Source organism: Parapedobacter sp. GCM10030251, assembly GCF_042666505.1.
Classification (GTDB): domain Bacteria; phylum Bacteroidota; class Bacteroidia; order Sphingobacteriales; family Sphingobacteriaceae; genus Parapedobacter.
This window is the reverse complement of the sequence record NZ_JBHTDN010000001.1, coordinates 696,622-715,625: the sequence shown is the minus strand read 5'-3', so window position 1 is coordinate 715,625 and position 19,004 is coordinate 696,622. Positions and strand designations below refer to the sequence as shown.

Here is a 19,004-nt window from a genome sequence, read left to right as displayed (position 1 = left end):
GTGAACCATCCGCCCGTGCTTGTCCCGGCAAGGGCTGTCCGTATACCCTACACGCTAAGAAATAATGATTACACTAGAAAACATAGCTTATTTGCTTCCCCATAAAGATTTGTTGTTCAACAACGTACATTTATCGGTCCGTAAGACTGAAAAAGTTGCTTTGATTGGCAATAATGGCGTCGGGAAATCCACCCTTTTGAAAATAATCGCCGGTGAATTGCAACCTTCGGAAGGTCAAAGGCAGGTTGACTCTACGCCCTATTACGTGCCGCAACTATTTGGGCAATGGAATCACCTTACCGTGGCTCAAGCGTTGGGAGTAGCCGAAAAGATCAATGCACTCCACGAAATCCTGGGCGGTCACGTGACTGAAGATAATCTCAGTGCACTAGATGATGACTGGGCGATTGAAGACCGCTGTACGGAAGCGCTTGGTAAATGGCAGCTAACCGACCTGGATGTATCGCAGCGGTTGGCGACCTTGAGCGGCGGACAGAAAACCAAAGTCTTTCTTGCGGGAATTTCCATCCATCAACCACACCTTATCTTACTGGATGAACCCAGCAACCACTTGGATACTGCCGGCAGGGATCTGTTGTATGAATTTGTGGAATCCACATCCCGGACAATGGTAACCGTAAGCCATGACCGGACACTGTTGAATTTGTTGAATACGGTTTGTGAGCTGGATCGTCAGGGCATTACCACCTATGGAGGCAATTATGATTTTTACGCCACGCAAAAGCAACTGGCGAACCAAGCCCTGCATCATGACATACTCGCCAAGGAAAGAACACTACGGAAAGCCAAGGAAAAGGAGCGCCAAACCCAAGAGCGGCAACAGCGGTTAGACGCGCGCGGAAAGAAGAAACAGGAAAAGGCCGGAGTAGCTCGCATTATGATGAATACATTACGCAACGGTGCCGAAAAAAGTACCGCTAAAGTAAAAAGTGTTCATGCCGATAAAATCAGCGGGATATCGAAGGAACTGCACGATCTGCGGAAGGAATTGCCTGGCGTCGACCAGATGAAATTCGACTTTGATAACTCGGAATTACATCGCGGCAAATTGCTATTTTCGGCTATTGGCATCAATTTCAGCTACAAAGAAACCTTACCTAATGAACCGTTACTTTGGAAAGAAAACCTGACTTTTCAAATCACCAGTGGCGAACGGATTGCCTTGAACGGGGACAACGGTTCGGGTAAAACCACGCTAATCAAAATGCTGTTGGGCGATCTAGAGCCGCAAACGGGCACACTCCAAAGAGCAGCTACCCATCGCGCCGTATACATAGACCAAGACTATTCGCTGATCGATAACCGCCTAGCCGTGTACGAACAAGCTCAATCATTCAACACTACCGCATTGCAAGAACACGAAATTAAACTCAGGCTCAATCGTTTTTTGTTTACAAGGGACGAATGGGATAAGCCCTGCAGCGCACTGAGTGGCGGTGAGCGGATGCGTCTGATGCTTTGCTGCCTGACGATTGGAAGCCAATCGCCGGATATCATCGTTCTGGATGAACCCACAAATAACCTGGACATCCAAAATGCAGAAATACTGACGGCAGCCATCAACGAATACCAGGGAACGCTGATTGTGGTATCCCACGATGATTATTTCTTACAGCAGATCCATATTGAACGGACACTCACACTCGCGCGCTACGCCGATATCCCCATAGGCTGACCATCAGTGCAACGAACGCCCAAACCAACATTTGCCAACAAACCAGCTGCCAGCCACCAAGGGCCCAACAGGTTACCCCGACCCAAGTGCCTAACGCGCCACCAATAAACATGAGCGTCATGTACATCGTATTGATCCGGCTATGCGCAGATTCGTCCAGCGTATAAATCTGTGCCAACGTACTCACCTGGGTTGCCTGCACCCCGATATCCATCAATACCGTCGCCACCAGGAAAGCGATAACAGAATGCGGGAACCACTGGATAACGAAGATGCTAACGATCACCAAGCCGACAGTAAGCACCTGATTTTTTGCCGGATTTCCCTTGTCTGCCAGTCGGCCAAACGCAGGTGCAACCAATGCCCCACCGATGGCCAGCACACCAAATAAGCCAATCGTATCGCTTTCATAATAAAACGGGGCTCCACTTAGGTGAAAAGTAAGCGTGGTCCAGAAGGAGCAGAACGTTCCGAATGTAAATATTCCCAGTGCCGATATGCGTCGCAGCAAGGCAAATCGCTTAAACTGCACCACTGTGGAAGCCAGCAACGCGGCATAATTGCCTCCGTAAACCGGCGGCACCTTCGGCAATAGCCATGCAACCAACCAGGTAGTGACAACCAAAAGACCGGCGGATATACCAAATACATGCCGCCATGAAAACCAATCGGCTATGCAGCCGCTGAAAATCCGTGCACCCAATATTCCCACCAATAAGCCAGTAAACACAATCCCTACCACTTTTCCCTTATCCCGGATAGCCATCGCAGCAGCCATCGGCACCATCACCTGCGTAGCCACTGCAAAAAAACCGATTAACAAACTCAGCGAATAGAGACCGAAAAGACTGTTAACCAACGTCATGCCAACCAGCGTAACCATGAGCAGGAGCTGTAACCTGATAATTAGGTTTTTCCGCTCCAACTTATCACCGAGAGGCGTCACAAAAAGCAATCCAAGCCCATAGCCTGCCTGTGAAAGCACCGGCAAGTACCCTACCTGATGCTCGTCCAATGATAGATCCTTTCCAATTGCTGTCAGAATCGGTTGATTATAGTAGATATTAGCCACACATACGCCAGCCGAGACTGCCAGAACGCCGATCTGTGTTTTTGAGATTCCCTTAACTGCTAAATTTTCCAACGGTATTTTCCTCCGCCGCAAATTTCCATTATTACCGCAGAAATTATAAACCCATCAGCAAATTTCATGTAACAAAATTCTACTTTTTTATCCACGCGGCATATAGATTGCCCCCATACTTTGATTTCCGGTGCCCCAATTGCTCAACCTGATTATAACCGGCGCGCAGAAACAAAGCACTGAGGGACCTGAAATCGACGGGGTATGGCACCCATGGGTTAGCGGCCAAGGTATCGTATTCCACCACAAGAAATGCGTGAAGCGGTTTGCAGTAGTTTGACAGGTTGTGAATTAAGACTTCTTTGTCGCGTACATAATGCATGGAATTCGCGAGCATAATACCGTCCAGGTCTGTTAAAGGCAGCGGCTCATGAACGAAATCCCCCTGTTGGAAGGTGATAGCCGCTCCTCCGGCCCTGTTGTTCAACTTCTGTGGCTGGACATCAACGGCATATAGGGTACTGCCATGGGGCAAAAGATTGCCCAGTGCATAGGTAAAGGTGCCCTTTCCGCATCCCAGATCGGCCCAGCGCTGCGGATCGGAAATGCCCGAAAAGGCACCTTGTATTAACGATGACCAATCATCCATGGCCTGAATGAGCTAATTACCGTGTAGTATACCCTCCGTTGGCAAAAATGGTTTGACCGGTGATCCACCAGCCGTCGGTTACGAGGAACTCGACCAACGGAGCAATGTCCCTAATGTCTGTAAGTCCGCCGAGTGCCGACGCCGATTTATGATAAGCCACCGCGTCCTCGCTTTCCTGTCCATAAAAAAATGGCGTATCCATCGGGCCTGGCGCCACGGCGGTAACGGATATGCCGCGATTACCAAATTCTTTGGATGCCATACGGGTGAAGTGCTCCACCGGTGGCAGATCATCCAGGTGCCGGTCCAATAGTTGGAAATATGCCTGCGTAATCTCTTCCCTTCTACCTGTCTTTTGAATGTTGTCCATTTAATTAGCTAGTCAAACCGTTGAGGTGAATATACAATTTCTTTACCAATTAGTGGAAATCGCGTCGTTTCCGTAAGAAATCCAGCATATCGATTTCATCAATGATACTAAAAATTTTTGCTTAAATTCGCGTCCATATCCAACACGCGACAACGATGTCCTACTGCGACTACATTCCGACGATGCAACCCGAAGCGCGCCGTGCGCTGCACAAAAATTACCACGACAACCATTACGGCTTTCCGATCCATGACGACAATGAGTTGTTTGGCCGCCTAATTCTGGAAATCAACCAGGCTGGCTTGAGTTGGGAGACCATTCTGCGCAAAGAGGAAGCTTTTCGGAAGGCGTACCACAATTTCGATATTGCGAAAGTAGCCGCCTATACAGAAATCGATCGAGAACGCCTATTATCCGATGCCGGCATTATCCGTAACCGACTTAAAATCAACGCTGCCATTGAAAATGCCAAGGCGATTGTTGCATTGCAAAATGAATATGGATCGTTTGAAAAATGGTTGGAACACCATCATCCCAAAACGCTTCCCGAATGGATGAAGCTGTTCAAAAAAACGTTCAAATTCACGGGAGGAGAGATCGTCAATGAATTTCTGATGAGTACGGGCTATCTTCCCGGCGCGCACGCCCCCCATTGTCCTGTGCACGCCGAAATATTGAAGGCAAAACCGCTTTGGGCCAGTAGATAGCTTTATTTCTTAAAAATAAAATACACCGCGAGAACCAAAAACACAAATCCGATTAAGTGATTGACCCGGAGTGGCTCGCTTTTAAAGAACACGATAGCGAATACGGCGAAGACCGTAAGCGTAATCACTTCCTGGATAACCTTTAGTTGCCAGAGGTTGAATGGCCCACCATTCTCACTGAAACCGATCCGGTTGGCCGGCACTTGCAAGGAATATTCAAATAAAGCGATACCCCAGCTGATAAAAATCACACCCACCAAACCCAGGTTGTTGAACCAGTTCATTTCCTTGAACTTCAAATGTCCGTACCAAGCAAGTGTCATAAATGCATTGGAAAGCACCAGCAATCCAATCGTTAAAACGGCTTTCTTTACCATATTCTGAGAACGACGTACGAAGGTACAACGAATTTGCAACTCACGAAAATGGCCGCCCCAAAGGAACGGCCATTTCATCAGCGGCATCGATAAATCACCAAATCACGATGCGCTTTTCCTTTGGCACAAACAACTTGTCACCCTCTTTGATATCAAATGCTTCATAAAACGCGTCCACATTTACAAGCGGGCCGATCGCCCGGTATTGTGCGGGCGAGTGTGGATCTGTTTTCACCTGATTGACCACAAATTCTTCCGTGGTCTTGGTGCGCCAGATCGTCGCCCACGAAAGGAAAAACCGTTGTTGCTGCGTAAAACCATCGATTTTCCCGGGGTTACCCTTATCGTTCAGGTACATTTCAAGTGCCTCATAAGCCACAGATACACCTCCCAGGTCACCGATATTCTCGCCCAGCGTAAATCGTCCGTTTACAAACACACCCGGTATGGGTTCATAGGCTTCAAACTGTGCTGCTAACGCAGCCGTTGTTTGGTCAAACTTCGTCTTATCTGCTTCTGTCCACCAATTATTGAGGTTTCCGTCTCCGTCATATTGCGAACCACTGTCGTCAAATCCGTGCGATAATTCATGGCCGATAACTGCGCCGATGCCACCAAAATTAACGGCAGGATCCGCTTTGTAATCATAAAAGGGCGGTTGCAAGATTGCTGCGGGGAAAACGATCTCGTTATAGAGCGGATTATAATAGGCATTAACCGTCTGCGGCGTCATTGCCCATTCAGATTTGTCGACCGGCTTGTCCTGCTTGGCCCGATTTTCTTCAAACTGCCAACGGCGGGCATTCAGCACATTCTCGAACAGCGAGGTACCCACCTGAAGTCGGGAATAATCTTTCCATTTATCCGGATAGCCAATTTTCACATGAAACTTGCTCAGCTTTTCCAGCGCCTTCTCCTTGGTCTCCGCAGACATCCACTGCAATTGACCGATTCGGTGTGCAAAGGATTTCCGCAGGTACGAAACCAACTCCTCAGCGGCGGCTTTTGCCTCTGCCGGGAAATACCGATCGACATACAGTTTACCCATCAGTTCGCCGGCCACCCCATTCACAAATTGCAGGCCCCGTTTATCGAGCGATTGTTGTTCTTGCTGCCCCTTCAACGTCTTTCCCCAAAAATCGAAACTGATCTGATCCAGCTCCCGGGTCAGGCTTGTCGCCGCATCATCGGCAATTCGATAGCGTAAAAGATCTTTAATGAGCGCTAAATTTTCCGGTTTCAGCACTTTGTCTAGGTTTTGATAATAGTTTAACTCGCCGATAATAACTGTATCGGCAGTGAACCCCAAATCCGTAAGGTATCGAGCTAGGTCAATGTTCTTCACCAGGTTTTTCAAATCCGCCACAGCTACAGGATTGTAACGGAGAGAAGCATTGCGTATTTGCTCCACTGTGAGCATGTGACCTGCCAATTCTTTTTCGAAAGCTACGATCTTGGGACCTTTTAAATCGCGCGTCAGCTGCCCGACTTTCGGCATCAGGACATTGATGTAGTTTTGGTAATTGGCCAGTGTTTTTTCATTCGCTTCATCTTCTTTCTGATAATAAGCTCTTCCCAATCCCAGGTTTGCAGCTCCTAGGTACAGGGCGTTTACATTACTGTTTTTCATGTGTGCGGACACGCCGACGCTGAAAAAAGGGTTGCCGCCAATCGGTGCCATTTCTACGAGATATCGATACAGGTCGTCGAAGTTCTGTATTTCATCTACCTTTTGAAGAAAGGGTTTGATCGGTGCGATCCCCACTTCTTCCCTTGTATCGAAATCGGTATAACTCCGGTACAAATCGGCGATTTTCTGTCCATCCGACCCCTTTGGATAATCCTCGCTCAAAGATTCTTTCAGGATTGCCAGCGTAGCTTCCTTGGTATTTTCTCCCAATTCATTGAAACTCCCCCACCGCGACTGATCCGAGGGGATTTCCACGGTTTTCATCCAATTTCCATTCACATAGTTATAAAAATCATCTTGTGGCCGCACCGAGGTATCCATAAAATCCGGGTTGATGGCGGGCTGTTGTTGAGCTGACGTAGTGAGGGTGGCAATCGTGCAAAATGCCACCAAGGTTACATACTTCCTGTTCATGTGCATTATTTTAATAAAAAAAGCAAAGTTAGAAAATAATTGCCTTATCTTCGCGGACACAAAAGTTAACCTTATGAAACTGGTACATAGCATCCAACTAGCCCCGCACTATCGGGACAGGGCTTGAGGGCCATCGGCAGCTTGACCTTTGGCATTTCCCTTTTTCAGGTTTTACCTGAAACAATCCGTTATTTTTTTACGTCTTAGTTTTAATCATTTTTTTCCGTCGGATCTGCCCGCGCGTCCCCGGAAAGGCAATAAACGAATCATTGATACCATGACACCTACTTGGAAGCGAACATTCGCCATCATATGGACCGGACAATTTGTGTCCTTGCTTAGTAGTTCTGCCGTAAATTTTGCGATCATCATCTGGCTCAGCCTCGAAACCGGTTCGGCCGAAGTACTGGCATTCGCGGCCATTGCTGCATTTCTTCCCCAAACCATTATTGGCCCATTTGCCGGTGTTTATATCGACCGCTGGGACCGCAAACGCACCATGATCGCGGCCGACGGGTTCATTGCGTTGTGTACCCTGTTCATGTCCTTACTTTTCTACCTCGGGTATTCCGAGCTGATTTTCATCTATATCCTGCTAGCCCTGCGGTCAGTTGGATCGGCCTTCCACATGCCTGCCATGCAGGCATCGGTCCCACTTCTTGCTCCCGAATCGGAATTGCTTCGCATTGGGGGGATCAACCAAGTCATCCAATCGGTATCGAGTATTGCTGGTCCGGCGCTCGGCGCATTGGCAATCGGCTTGATGGATATTGGCTATGTATTGCTACTCGACATCGGCGGGGCTGTCTTTGCCATCGCTTCTTTGCTATTGGTACACATTCCCAATCCCAAAAAAGATGCAACAGAACAACAGCAAGGGATAAAGCAGGTGCTACGCGACCTTCGTCTGGGCATAGCGGCGGTGACGTCAAACAAAGGCATATCCTGGCTTTTCGGATTTTCTATTCTGGCAACTTTCTGCATCATGCCCGTGGCTGTATTATTCCCGCTGCTGACGCTTCAGCATTTTGGTGGCGGAAAATTCGAAATGAGTGTGATCGAAGTGGTCTGGGGCATTGGTATGCTCGTAGGCGGCGGTTTATTGGGGATATTCAAGCCTACGATGAATAAGATTATCATCATCAATGCCATGCACATCTTGCTAGGTGTTAGTTTGGCTGCATCCGGTATACTTCCCGTCACGGGGTTTGTTTTCTTCGTGGCGCTCACCGTCCTTGGCGGCGTTGCCGCGTCGATTTATAATGCATCCTTTACAACCATTCTACAAGAAAAAATCGACCCAGCCATGCTTGGGCGGGTATTTTCCATGTACTTCAGCATTGCACTGCTACCATCCATGATCGGACTTCTCAGTACAGGCTTTTTAGCCGACACGGTTGGCATCGCCCTCACCTTTGTCATATTGGGCAGTGTAATCGGTGTGATTGGAATCGTATCGTTTTTCGTGCCCGAACTGATGAAACTGGGCGTCAATGAGGTTGCTTCTGAGGTGTTGGAAGAGGAAATGGGTACCAACTAACCCGTCTTCCTTTCCTGGATTTGTCTCGATTAAGCAAAACGGAGCGTCAACCGGGAAAATTGAAAGCGATGCTAAACGGAATTCCGACATCGTAACGATTAATAGTGAACCGGGGTCAACACTAAAAAAATAGCAATTTTGTCCCATTGTCCATAAATGAACAGCAGGTGTTCGGTATCGAACACCGCTGCGGTGGGACGCACACACATAATTCTCATTATCAGTAGGTTGTATTTTTGGCTTTAAATCTGTTCTTTTTGTCATAATGGATTCAGTCGAGTCTTTGCATTGTAGGTCTCGACAAATGAAGACCTGAGTGCAACTGGTTTAAAAACAAGAATTAAATGACCGAACTTAACATCATATTCCGGACGCTGTGGAAGCACAAGCTGTTCACGACCATCAATATCCTTTCGCTCACGTTTTGCCTCACCAGCGTTATCGCCATGCTGCTGTTGGTAAGCAAGCTGGTCACATTCGATGGTTTCCATGAGCAAGGCAACCGGCTCTATGGGCTACAGGAAGGTGATGACAAGAATCCGCTTGCACCGGGAACGGTCTTCCCGATCGCCGAACGGCTCCATACAGATTTTCCCGAGGTGGAACGGTACACCCGGATGCTTACCTGGGACAACTACCTGTTGGGCTACGGTGAGGGTGACTGGTCGGTCAACCCGGATTTTGTGGATCCAGACTTTCTTCACATGTTTACGTTCCCCCTTCTCTATGGTGATACTGCTACGGCGCTGACCGACATTAACAGCATTGTACTTTCCAACGAACTTGCGTTGCGGGTGTTCGGTGATATCAACCCTGTAGGAAAGGAAATCCGATGGAACGACTCACTGCGACTGACAGTGACGGGGGTGCTGGAACCGCTCCCGGGCGCATCATCATTGAATTTCACCGCGTTGATGCCGACGCAATGGCTATATCGCCATACGCCTTATTTCAGACAGATGGCTGATGAGGGGGAAGCCCGGTTCCTTACGTCCTACGTCCTACTCAAAGCGGATGCCGATCGTACCGCCTTCGAAGAAAAGCTGATGGCCGCTGCACCGCGCTATTACCCTCAAAAAGATCGACACCCCCAATTGGGACTTATCCTATTTAAGGATATCACGCCGCGCTATGAACCCATGCTGCCGTACTATGTGGGCGGCCTACGCCTCATCGTACTTTTTCTGGTGCTGATCGCAGGTGTCAACCTCATCAACCTCACGTCGGCATCGGCGTTGTATCGCATCCGCGAAATCGGTGTGCGCAGTGTATTGGGATCGTTGAAACGGCAGGTGCTCGGCTTATTCCTTTGGGAAACCGCCGCGGTTGTTAGTATATCGCTGATTATCAGTTTAGCGCTAATATCGCCGCTTATCCGATACTTCAACGCCGAAGTGCTCACCGAATTCTCCGTGGACTTCCGATGGCGATTGGATTATCCGGTGTTGATACAGGTAGGCCTTATTTTTATCGCACTTGCCTTCGTGGCTGCTTGGATTCCGACCCGGCGGCTTCTCCGTACTCCGGTGGCGCTCTCTTTGAAGGGACAAATAGCCATGCTACCGAAGCGCAACGCCTTGCAACAAAGCCTTATCGTACTTCAGTTTTCGCTTGCCGTCGTGTTCGTATTCCTCACGGTGGTGGTCCAACAGCAGATGTACCACATGAAACGGGCCGACTTGGGCTTCGACAAGGAACAGGTGATGGTAATCGATTCCTATTTGGGATTCAAAGATCGTGAAAAGGCTTATCAAACCCTAGACCACGCGATACGCGGGCTTAACCGGTTTCCCGAAGTGGAACGCTACTCCGTGGGGCAAAACGTTCCGGGGCAGTACCGGAATTGGTTCGACACCTTCCAATGCGACGGCAAAGAGGTCTATTGCAGGGTGAGCTATGACGTGGATAGCGCGTATTTCCCCGCCTATGGCATCCGGTTCCTCGCAGGCGCCAATTTTTATGACGAACGGGCGGTCGCCAGGCAGAATGCCGTCATCCTGAACCGCACCGCCGCCGAAGCATTTGGCTGGACGCCAGAAATAGCCATCGGTCAGTCCATCCACGCACAGGGCGAAGCGTCCGAAACCAGTACGGTCATTGGTGTGACGGAAGATTTCAACTACCGGTCACTTAACAGCGGCATTGAGCCTTTGGTTCATTTCGCCAATGTGAATGGTGCACCGACCATGCTCAACGGTGGACAATTCATTAGCATACGGCTTGATCCGGCAAAAGCGAAGCCGGTGGTCACTTACCTGCAGGAGACATTTGCCAAAATCCCAGCTACCGGTACGTTTTCGTATTCGTATAGCAACGAAGTTTTCGACAAGCAATACGAACGAGAAGACATGGTAATGACCCTGATAGCCACCGCCGGAGCCATCGCTATCTTCATTGCCTGTGCGGGCACGTTCGGCTTAGCGGCCCAGCTAGCGCGCCTGCGTACCAAGGAGATCGGCATCCGCAAGGTGTTGGGGGCTTCGGTCATCCAGCTGGTCCGCTTGCTGTCCCTGCGGTTTGTTTTGCTGGTAGCCTTATCACTGCTGGTTGCATTGCCCATTGGCTACTTAGGGGCGTCACTTTGGCTGGAGGCGTTCCCCTACCGGATTGAAATAGGTTGGTGGATGTTTGCATTGACCGCATGCATGGTAATGGCTATTGCCTTGATCACGGTCTCGCTTCGAGCGGTTAGGGCAGCGGTGGCCAATCCGGTGGATTCGTTGAGGGATGAGTGATGTATTAGTTTCCGCCTATTACATCGTCTGGATCCATGGCGCTTCGCCACTGTATCCTAGGCCCCCTAGCAACAGGCTGAACAAGTGTGGGTAGGAAGATAAGATGAGTGAAATGGAATGGATGAGAAGAACAAGAAATATGGACCGGTTCGTTTAACGAATAGGCGTCTTGTATAGACTATTAAGGAAATGATAAAGAACTACCTCAAAACTTCCTGGCGTTCCCTATGGAAAAACAAAGGATATTCCGCCATTAATATCATCGGGCTGTCCGCCGGTATCGCGGCCGTATTGGTCATCGCGCTGTGGGTGCAGAATCAATTGCAGTACGACAATTTTTATGCCCGTAAAGGTGATATCTATAAACTTTGGAACCGGTATTCGGATGAAGGGAAAGTAAGCGTCCATGACGTCACCTCCGGGCCTGCAGCCATGGCACTAATGGAAGATTATCCGGAAGTGGAACACGCCGCGCGCATGTATTGGTCTACCGACCGGCTATTGACCTACGGCAACCAAAGCCTCAAATCAGCGGGAAACGAGGTCGACCCCTCCTTTTTGCAAATTTTTGATTTCCCCGCGATAAGCGGGTCCCCCACCCATGCGCTGGATGGTCAAAAGAATATCGTCCTGACGCAACAACTAGCCAGGAGTTTATTTGGCAGTGAAGATCCGCTGGGGAAAATCGTAACACTGGACAATGAAGAACCGTATAAAGTGACTGCTGTGCTTGCAGACCTTCCCAGCCATACCGATTTTGATTTCGGCTACTTGATACCGCTCGACAACATTGAAACGTATGGAAACAACTGGAATACGTACACATTTTATACCTACGTCCGGCTACGCGCGGGAACGGACGCCGAAGCATTTAACCAAAAGATCGCCCCCCTCGTCCGTAAACACGTGCCCGACCTGAAGTCCAATTCGGTATTCCTCTATCCGATGTCCCGCATGCATCTGTATTCGCGCTTCGAAAATGGCATTCCGGTAGGCGGAAAAATCGAGGAAGTCCGTTTGGTTATCGGAATAGGCCTCTTGATCTTATGTATCGCCTGCATTAACTTCATCAATCTCAGCACGGCACGGAGCCAGAAACGTGCAAAAGAGGTCGGCGTTCGCAAGGTCGTGGGCGCTGGAAAGCGCAGCCTGATCGGGCAGTTCTTGACAGAATCCGTTTTGATTGCTTTTATTGCCGGGATACTTGCTATCGGCCTGAGCTTTGCCGCGCTCCCGCTGTTCAACGCGGTACTGGACAAGCCGCTTTCGCTTTCGGTAGCCGACCCCCTGCTTTGGTTGGCACTACTGGGCTTTATCCTGGGTACGGGATTACTGGCAGGTATTTACCCGGCATTTGTTCTCGCTGCTTTTCAGCCGGTCAAAACCCTAAAGGGCCTCATCAAGAAGAGCAGGTACACGTTAAGCCTGCGCGAAGTGTTGGTAATCATGCAATTCGGCATTGCCGTAGTCTTGATCGTCGCCACGCTGGTTATGCGTCTCCAGATCCGCCACGCCAGCGAACGTAACGTTGGGTATATGACATCGCAACTGATCGAAATTCCGATAGAGGGTGATGCTGCCAACCATTACGAAGCCATCAAGGCCGAATTGCTGCGCAGTGGCGCTGTCAAAGGCGTGACACGCACGGGCTGGTCGATCACGGTGAATGGATCCTCTACCAGTGGAAACATTTCGTGGGAAGGCGCTACGCCCGAACAGACCGAAAACTCGTCGTTTGTACTGGCACGCACGGAGAGTGATTTCATTAACACCCTGGGTTTGACACTCGTCGATGGTCGCGATTTGGATTACGCCCGTTTACCGGCAGACAGCAGTTCTGTTTTATTGAATGAAACGGCCGTCAAAACCATGGGGCTGGAAAATCCCATCGGCAAATACCTGAAAAAAGGCAATACAACCTACACCATCGTAGGCATATTCAAAGACTTCATCTATGATTCCCCTTACCGGGATGTATCGCCGATGCTGGTGTCTGCATCCAAGAACTGGCTGCTCAATATGATTATCCGTACCGACGAACACCGCCCGATGCAGCAGAACCTGCAAACCATAGCGGGTATCCTGAAGAAATTCAATCCGGCATACCCCTTCAATTATCAGTTTGTCGATGAGCGGTATGCCGAAAAGTTCAACGATCAGCAACAGATGGCTGCGTTATCACTTATATTTTCATTGCTAGCCATTTCTATTTCCTGTCTGGGGCTATTCGGACTGGCGTCGTACATCGCAGAAACCCGTATCAAAGAAATCGGCATCCGCAAGGTGCTGGGGGCTTCGGTATCCAGCGTTGCCGGATTGCTATCGAAAGATTTCGTGAAATTGGTACTGATTGGGGTAATCATCGCTTGTCCTGTCGCCTGGTGGGCCATGAACAAGTGGTTGGAAGACTTTGCGTACCGCATTGATACCCAATGGTGGATGTTTGCTGTGGCTGGATTGGCAGCGGTGGTAATAGCGTTGCTAACGGTGAGCGGACAGGCTATACGGGCGGCTGTGGCGAATCCGGTGGATAGCTTGAGGGATGAGTGATGTGTTAGTTTCAGCCTGTTACGCGTCGTCTGGATCCAGGGCGCTGCGCTGCTGTATCCTAGGCCGCCTTCGCAACAGGCTGAAAGAAGTGCGGGTAGGAAGGGAATTGCGGGTGTGGATTCAGGGCGCTTCGCTACTGTATCCTAGGCCGCCTTCGTAACAGACTGAAACAAGTGAGTGGAGGTTTTTGGCGACCGTATTGCATGAAAGCGTCAAGAAAATATAAAACGACAAAGAGCAAGAGAATAATGATACATAACTACATCAAAACTGCCCTACGAAACCTTTGGAGGACGCGTGGTTACAGCTCACTCAACATTTTGGGGCTTGCCGTGGGCATAGCAGCAGCTTCGCTTATTTTTTTATGGATTGAGGATGAAGTCGGGTACGACAGCCATTTCCCCAACAAAGAGGATATATACATTATAAAATCTGCACAGGGCACGGACGCAGTCTCGGGCTTACTTGGGCCCGTGATGAAGGCCGATATACCTGAAATCCGATATGCGGCACGGGCAAATTGGAGTAATTCCTATTTATTCACGGTCGGTGACAACGGTATTTACCAAAACGGCCACATCGTCGACCCTGAATTCATGGATATTTTCTCATTGGACTTTGTGGAAGGCAGCAGGGCTACAGCCATGGATAACCCCAATGACCTGGTTATTTCACAATCTGCTGCCGGACGTCTCTTCGGTGACAGTTCCGCACTTGGTAAATCCGTACGCGTCAATGGCAAGGAAGATTATATAATCTCCGGCGTGGTCAAAGACCTGCCCACAAACAGCACCGTCCAGTTTGATTGGCTCGTCCCGTTCGAAACCTTTGAAAAGGAAAACGGCTGGGTCAGGGATTGGCGGAATGCCGTAATCATGACCTATGTCCAGCTAGAACCCTCGGCAAATCTAGCCAACGTAAACCACATGCTCAATGAGGTGGTAATCCGTGAGTCGGGCAGTGAACCCGATAAGGTCCACAACTTCCTCTACCCGATGGAGCGCTGGCGACTTTACAATAATTTCGATGCGGATGGCAACGAGCAGGAAAGCCGCATGAAGTATGTCCGGCTGTTCGGTCTTATTGCATGGGTGGTGCTGCTGATTGCCTGTATCAACTTCATGAACCTCGCCACGGCCCGTTCTGAAAAGCGCGCTAAGGAGGTCAGTATGCGCAAAGTGGTCGGCGCCTCGAAAACCTCGCTTATCAGCCGGTTTTTGGGGGAATCGATTATTCTGGCCGCAATAGCGGGCCTGCTGTCGGTTGGGCTCGTTTATTTGGGTATCGGTGCATTCAATACCTTGGTCGAAAAAGAATTGGTAGTCGACCTGTTGAAACCCGAACACCACTACTTCCTTGTCGGTATCGTCTTGATCTGTGGCATCCTGTCTGGCGTCTACCCTGCTTTTTACCTTTCCGCGTTCAATCCGATAGCCACGCTGAAAGGGGCCAAACAAAAGGCGGGTGCGGCCGGGTTTATACGGCGTGGGCTAGTGATATTGCAGTATACCGCTTCCATTACACTCATCATCTGCACGACCGTCATCTTCCAGCAAATCCAACATGTTAAAGGCCGCGACCTGGGCTTTGAACTCAGCCGGGTGGTTACCGTACCGCTGCGGGGCGAAATGACCAAACATTACGATGCCATTAAACAACAACTCATGGCTACCGGTAATGTAGAGCGCACTGGATTGAGCAGTGGAAGTGTCCTTCATATCGGTGTGCGTACCAGCATGGACTGGGTAGGGAAAGATCCCAACGAGCAGGCTACGTTATCGTACCAATGGGCCGATGACGGCTTTATCCCCACGATGGGTATGGAACTGGTGGATGGGCGCAATTTTAGGCCGGCCATGCTGGGCGATAGCAGCAGCATCATCATCAACGAAGCTTTCGCAAAGTTGATCAGTCCCGACGGCAAGGCTGCCGGTAAAACGGTGTATTGGGACGGTGATCCGTACATGGTGGCTGGAGTGGTGAAAGACTTTATATACAACGATGTTTATGCACCTTCGGCACCGGTGTTCTTCCGCCCTTTCAACTTGTCCGGAGGTATTCTGAATATCAAAACCAGAGCAGGTGCAGACCTTCCAAAAATCATTGCCCAGATTGAGGAAGTTATGAAAGTTCATAATCCGGGGTACCCCTTCGAATACGGTTTCCTGGATGACCAGTTTAACGACATATTCAAGTCGGAGATGCTTATCCAGAAACTTGCCGGTGTATTCGCCCTATTATCCATCGTCGTTTCCTGCCTCGGCCTCTTCGGCCTGGCGGCATTTACTGCCGAACGGCGCATCAAAGAAATGGGTATCCGCAAGGTGCTGGGCGCCTCCGTTGCATCGTTGGTGGGATTACTCAATCGCGAATTCGTTATGCTCGTACTGGTGTCCTGCACACTAGCTTTCCCGGTTACTTGGTGGGTAATGAGCGATTGGCTGGGCAACTACCAGTATCGCATCGATCTGCATTGGTGGGTATTCGGGTTGGCGGGCTTGGGTGCCTTGCTCATTGCGATCTTCACTGTGAGTTCGCAGGCTATACGGGCAGCAATGGCCAACCCGGTGGATAGTTTGAGGGATGAATGATGTGAAGGTTTCAGCCTGTTACGCGTCGTCTGGATCCAGGGCGCTTCGCTACTGTATCCTAGGACGCCTTCGCAACAGGCCGAAACAAGTGCGGGTAGGAAGGGAATTGCGGGTGTGGATCCAGGGCGCTTCGCTACTGTATCCAAGACTGCCTTTCCAACAGGCTGAAACAATTGGGGCAGGAAAAGGAATGAGCGATTTAAGAAAACAAGGACGAAAAAATAACGAATAATGATAGGAAACAATTTTAAAATCGCATGGAGAAACCTCGGCAAACGCAGGGGTTTCTCCGTCCTAAATATCTCCGGATTAGCCCTTGGCTTGGCCAGCGCCTTGCTCATCCTCATGTGGGTAAAGCACGAACGGAGTGTCGACAAATTCCACGCCAAGGGCGACCGCCTATATGTGGTCATGAATCGCGGCATGCTGAACAATGAACTTCATTGCTGGCCCAATACCCCAAAACCCTTGGGCCCAACCCTTGTTGCTGATTATCCGGAGGTCGCACAAGCCACCCGCTATTCACGCACAGGCTTCCTCTTTACCGTGGAGGAAACCCAGGCCAACGCCGGGGGCGCGTTTGTGGACAGTACGTTCCTCTCCCTATTTGATTTTCCGCTCGTTGCTGGCAATCCCAAGATAGCACTATCCCATGCCAATGGCATCGTCCTCACCGAATCACTAGCCATGCGGCTGTTCGGCAAGACGGACGTACTGGGGCAACAGGTGCGCATAGACAGCGCCGACTACGCCATGGTATCGGGCGTACTTAAAAACCTGCCCACCAACACGCGGTTCCGGTTTGACTACCTGCTGCCGTGGACGTACATGGAACGCCTTGGCCGGTCGGACGACCTTTGGGGCAACAATTCCGTGACCACTTATGTGGAACTCGCTCCCCAGGCGCAATTGGCCCGGGTCAACCAAAACATCCAAGACGTTTCCATTAAAAACGGCGACACGAAAAACGAGATTTTCCTCCATTCGTTCCCGGATTGGTGGTTGCACTCCGAGTTTAAAAACGGCCACCTCGCCGGCGGGCGTATTGAAATGGTACAGCTCTTTACGGCTATTGCCGTATTTATTCTTCTTATTGCCTGCATCAATTTCATGAACCTATCCACCGCCCGCTCTGAAAAACGTGCCAAAGAGGTGGGGATACGGAAGGCCGTCGGCGCACGGCGGTATGCGCTCATGGGCCAGTTTCTAACGGAATCCATCCTGTTGGCGTCACTTGCAGGTGTACTATCCATTGCTATTGTATTCGTGAGCCTCCCTGCCTTTGGGGAATTGATAGGCACCAAGCTGGCCATCGACTTCAACAGCATATCCCTTTGGGTAGGCATCTTGGGGGTCATCCTGTTTACGGGAATCCTGGCAGGAAGCTATCCAGCCTTCTTCCTCTCCGGATTCGAGCCGGTGAAGGTACTCAAAGGCACGTTCAGAGGGTTCAACCAAGCGGTCAGCCCCCGCAAGGCTTTGGTCGTGCTGCAATTTACCATCGCCATTGTCCTCATGGCGGCCACACTAATTATCCGGCAACAGATCCAGCACGCTCAGAATCGACAGAACGGTTACGACAAAAACAACCTCATCTATGTCTTCCTATCGGGCGATATCCCCAAGAATTTTCCGTTGATTAAACACGCACTGCTCAACGATAACGTGGCAACGTCGATTACCCGTAGCCTCTCCCCCGTGACAAGCATCTGGAGCAACGGCTTTATTGATTGGGATGGAAAGACACCTGGCAACAGCCAGACTTTTGACCACCTCCATGTCGACGAAGACGCCGTGACGACCTTGGGTATGGAGCTGGTGCAAGGGCGGGATCTAGATCTCACCAACTTTCCGACCGACTCCAATGCCGCAATGATTACCGAATCCGCACAACGCGCCATGGGCCTTGATAATCCAATCGGCAAGACCATCCGTGACCAAGGGAGGAACTGGCATATCGTAGGTGTGGTGAAAGATGTGATCATGGGCTCTCCATTTGAACAAATCCGGCCCATTGTGATGTATGGTGCCAGCAGTTGGTTTTCCGTCATGCACATTAAATTTAACCCGGACTTATCCACACAGGTTGCGCTGGATAAAACCCGGCAAATCTTGAAGGAATATAACCCCAATGAGCCGTTTAATTACAGCTTCATCGATCAGGAGTATGCCGCAAAATTTAGGGATACCCAACGGCTAGGTAACATTGCGGGTCTCTTTACCTTCCTCACCATTTTCATCTCATGCCTCGGCCTATTTGGCCTTGCCGCCTACATGGCCGAGAATCGCACCAAGGAAATTGGGGTACGAAAGGTTTTGGGTGCATCCACACTGTCTTTGGTCAGCCTACTCAATAAGGAGTTTTTAACCCTGGTTGGTATTGCCTGCCTCGTAGCCATTCCAATCGCGCATTGGGTAATGGACAGCTGGCTGAATAAATTCACCTATCATATCGATATCCACTGGTGGGTATTTGCCTTCATCGGGTTCGGGGCTTTGTTCATCGCGCTGCTCACCGTGAGTGGGCAGGCTATACGGGCAGCAATGGCCAACCCGGTGAATAGTTTGCGTGACGAGTAAACGGAAGTGAAAGAGAAAAAT

At 50.0% G+C, this 19,004-nt stretch carries 12 protein-coding genes; 7 read left to right on the top strand and 5 right to left on the bottom strand.

All coding sequences use genetic code 11. The features are described 5' to 3' along the window. Positions 1–64: 64 nt before the first annotated feature. Positions 65–1,696, top strand: coding sequence for an ABC-F family ATP-binding cassette domain-containing protein (locus ACFQRK_RS02970; RefSeq protein ID WP_379003477.1), 1,632 nt, complete (start codon positions 65–67; stop codon positions 1,694–1,696). Here the strand turns inward: ACFQRK_RS02970 and ACFQRK_RS02965 are convergent. The 3 genes from ACFQRK_RS02965 to ACFQRK_RS02955 form a co-directional block, all read right to left on the bottom strand. Then, a complete protein-coding gene (locus tag ACFQRK_RS02965) occupies positions 1,659–2,840 on the bottom strand; it encodes an MFS transporter (protein ID WP_379003475.1) in 1,182 nt (393 codons plus the stop codon). The two genes, ACFQRK_RS02970 and ACFQRK_RS02965, sit on opposite strands and share 38 nt — an antisense overlap. 79 nt (positions 2,841–2,919) lie before the next feature. After that, on the bottom strand, positions 2,920–3,429 hold the full coding sequence (locus ACFQRK_RS02960) for a class I SAM-dependent methyltransferase (RefSeq protein WP_379003473.1): 510 nt from the start codon (positions 3,427–3,429) through the stop codon (positions 2,920–2,922). 16 nt (positions 3,430–3,445) lie between these two features. Continuing rightward, a complete protein-coding gene (locus ACFQRK_RS02955; RefSeq protein ID WP_379003471.1) occupies positions 3,446–3,799 on the bottom strand; it encodes an SDR family oxidoreductase in 354 nt (117 codons plus the stop codon). Between the two features lie 155 nt (positions 3,800–3,954). On the opposite strand from ACFQRK_RS02955, the gene ACFQRK_RS02950 reads away from it, so the two are divergent. Then, complete coding sequence (locus tag ACFQRK_RS02950; protein ID WP_379003469.1) at positions 3,955–4,506, top strand: DNA-3-methyladenine glycosylase I; 552 nt, start codon at positions 3,955–3,957, stop codon at positions 4,504–4,506. A 2-nt stretch (positions 4,507–4,508) separates the two neighbouring features. Here ACFQRK_RS02950 and ACFQRK_RS02945 read toward each other — a convergent pair whose 3' ends face one another. Continuing rightward, entirely contained in the window at positions 4,509–4,883 is a 375-nt protein-coding gene (locus ACFQRK_RS02945; protein ID WP_379003467.1) for a DMT family protein, read from the bottom strand. A gap of 94 nt (positions 4,884–4,977) precedes the next feature. Next, entirely contained in the window at positions 4,978–6,987 is a 2,010-nt protein-coding gene (locus tag ACFQRK_RS02940; RefSeq protein WP_379003465.1) for a M13 family metallopeptidase, read from the bottom strand. 277 nt (positions 6,988–7,264) lie between these two features. Between ACFQRK_RS02940 and ACFQRK_RS02935 the strand changes: the two genes are divergently transcribed. The 5 genes from ACFQRK_RS02935 to ACFQRK_RS02915 all read left to right on the top strand — a co-directional run bounded on the left by ACFQRK_RS02935 (position 7,265) and on the right by ACFQRK_RS02915 (position 18,983). Next, positions 7,265–8,527, top strand: coding sequence for an MFS transporter (locus ACFQRK_RS02935; protein ID WP_379003463.1), 1,263 nt, complete (start codon positions 7,265–7,267; stop codon positions 8,525–8,527). Positions 8,528–8,871: 344 nt separating this feature from the next. Beyond that, entirely contained in the window at positions 8,872–11,262 is a 2,391-nt protein-coding gene (locus tag ACFQRK_RS02930) for an ABC transporter permease (protein ID WP_379003461.1), read from the top strand. A 189-nt stretch (positions 11,263–11,451) separates the two neighbouring features. Beyond that, positions 11,452–13,812 carry an ABC transporter permease gene (locus ACFQRK_RS02925; RefSeq protein ID WP_379003459.1) on the top strand — a complete coding sequence of 787 codons (2,361 nt, stop codon included), beginning with the start codon at positions 11,452–11,454 and terminating at the stop codon, positions 13,810–13,812. Between the two features lie 248 nt (positions 13,813–14,060). Next, the gene (locus ACFQRK_RS02920) at positions 14,061–16,403 is read left to right on the top strand and encodes an ABC transporter permease (protein WP_379003457.1); all 2,343 of its coding nucleotides are present in this window, start codon (positions 14,061–14,063) and stop codon (positions 16,401–16,403) included. Positions 16,404–16,634: 231 nt separating this feature from the next. After that, positions 16,635–18,983 carry an ABC transporter permease gene (locus ACFQRK_RS02915; protein ID WP_379003456.1) on the top strand — a complete coding sequence of 783 codons (2,349 nt, stop codon included), beginning with the start codon at positions 16,635–16,637 and terminating at the stop codon, positions 18,981–18,983. The last annotated feature ends 21 nt before the right edge of the window (positions 18,984–19,004 follow it).

What these genes read in the sequence shown, in the direction of transcription:
- ACFQRK_RS02955 (WP_379003471.1), bottom strand. Translation starts at nt 3,799, where the DNA reads ATGGACAACATTCAAAAGACAGGTAGAAGGGAAGAGATTACGCAGGCA.
- ACFQRK_RS02920 (WP_379003457.1), top strand. Translation starts at nt 14,061, where the DNA reads ATGATACATAACTACATCAAAACTGCCCTACGAAACCTTTGGAGGACG.
- ACFQRK_RS02960 (WP_379003473.1), bottom strand. Translation starts at nt 3,429, where the DNA reads ATGGATGATTGGTCATCGTTAATACAAGGTGCCTTTTCGGGCATTTCC.
- ACFQRK_RS02950 (WP_379003469.1), top strand. Translation starts at nt 3,955, where the DNA reads ATGTCCTACTGCGACTACATTCCGACGATGCAACCCGAAGCGCGCCGT.
- ACFQRK_RS02930 (WP_379003461.1), top strand. Translation starts at nt 8,872, where the DNA reads ATGACCGAACTTAACATCATATTCCGGACGCTGTGGAAGCACAAGCTG.
- ACFQRK_RS02945 (WP_379003467.1), bottom strand. Translation starts at nt 4,883, where the DNA reads ATGGTAAAGAAAGCCGTTTTAACGATTGGATTGCTGGTGCTTTCCAAT.
- ACFQRK_RS02970 (WP_379003477.1), top strand. Translation starts at nt 65, where the DNA reads ATGATTACACTAGAAAACATAGCTTATTTGCTTCCCCATAAAGATTTG.
- ACFQRK_RS02925 (WP_379003459.1), top strand. Translation starts at nt 11,452, where the DNA reads ATGATAAAGAACTACCTCAAAACTTCCTGGCGTTCCCTATGGAAAAAC.
- ACFQRK_RS02940 (WP_379003465.1), bottom strand. Translation starts at nt 6,987, where the DNA reads ATGAACAGGAAGTATGTAACCTTGGTGGCATTTTGCACGATTGCCACC.
- ACFQRK_RS02915 (WP_379003456.1), top strand. Translation starts at nt 16,635, where the DNA reads ATGATAGGAAACAATTTTAAAATCGCATGGAGAAACCTCGGCAAACGC.
- ACFQRK_RS02935 (WP_379003463.1), top strand. Translation starts at nt 7,265, where the DNA reads ATGACACCTACTTGGAAGCGAACATTCGCCATCATATGGACCGGACAA.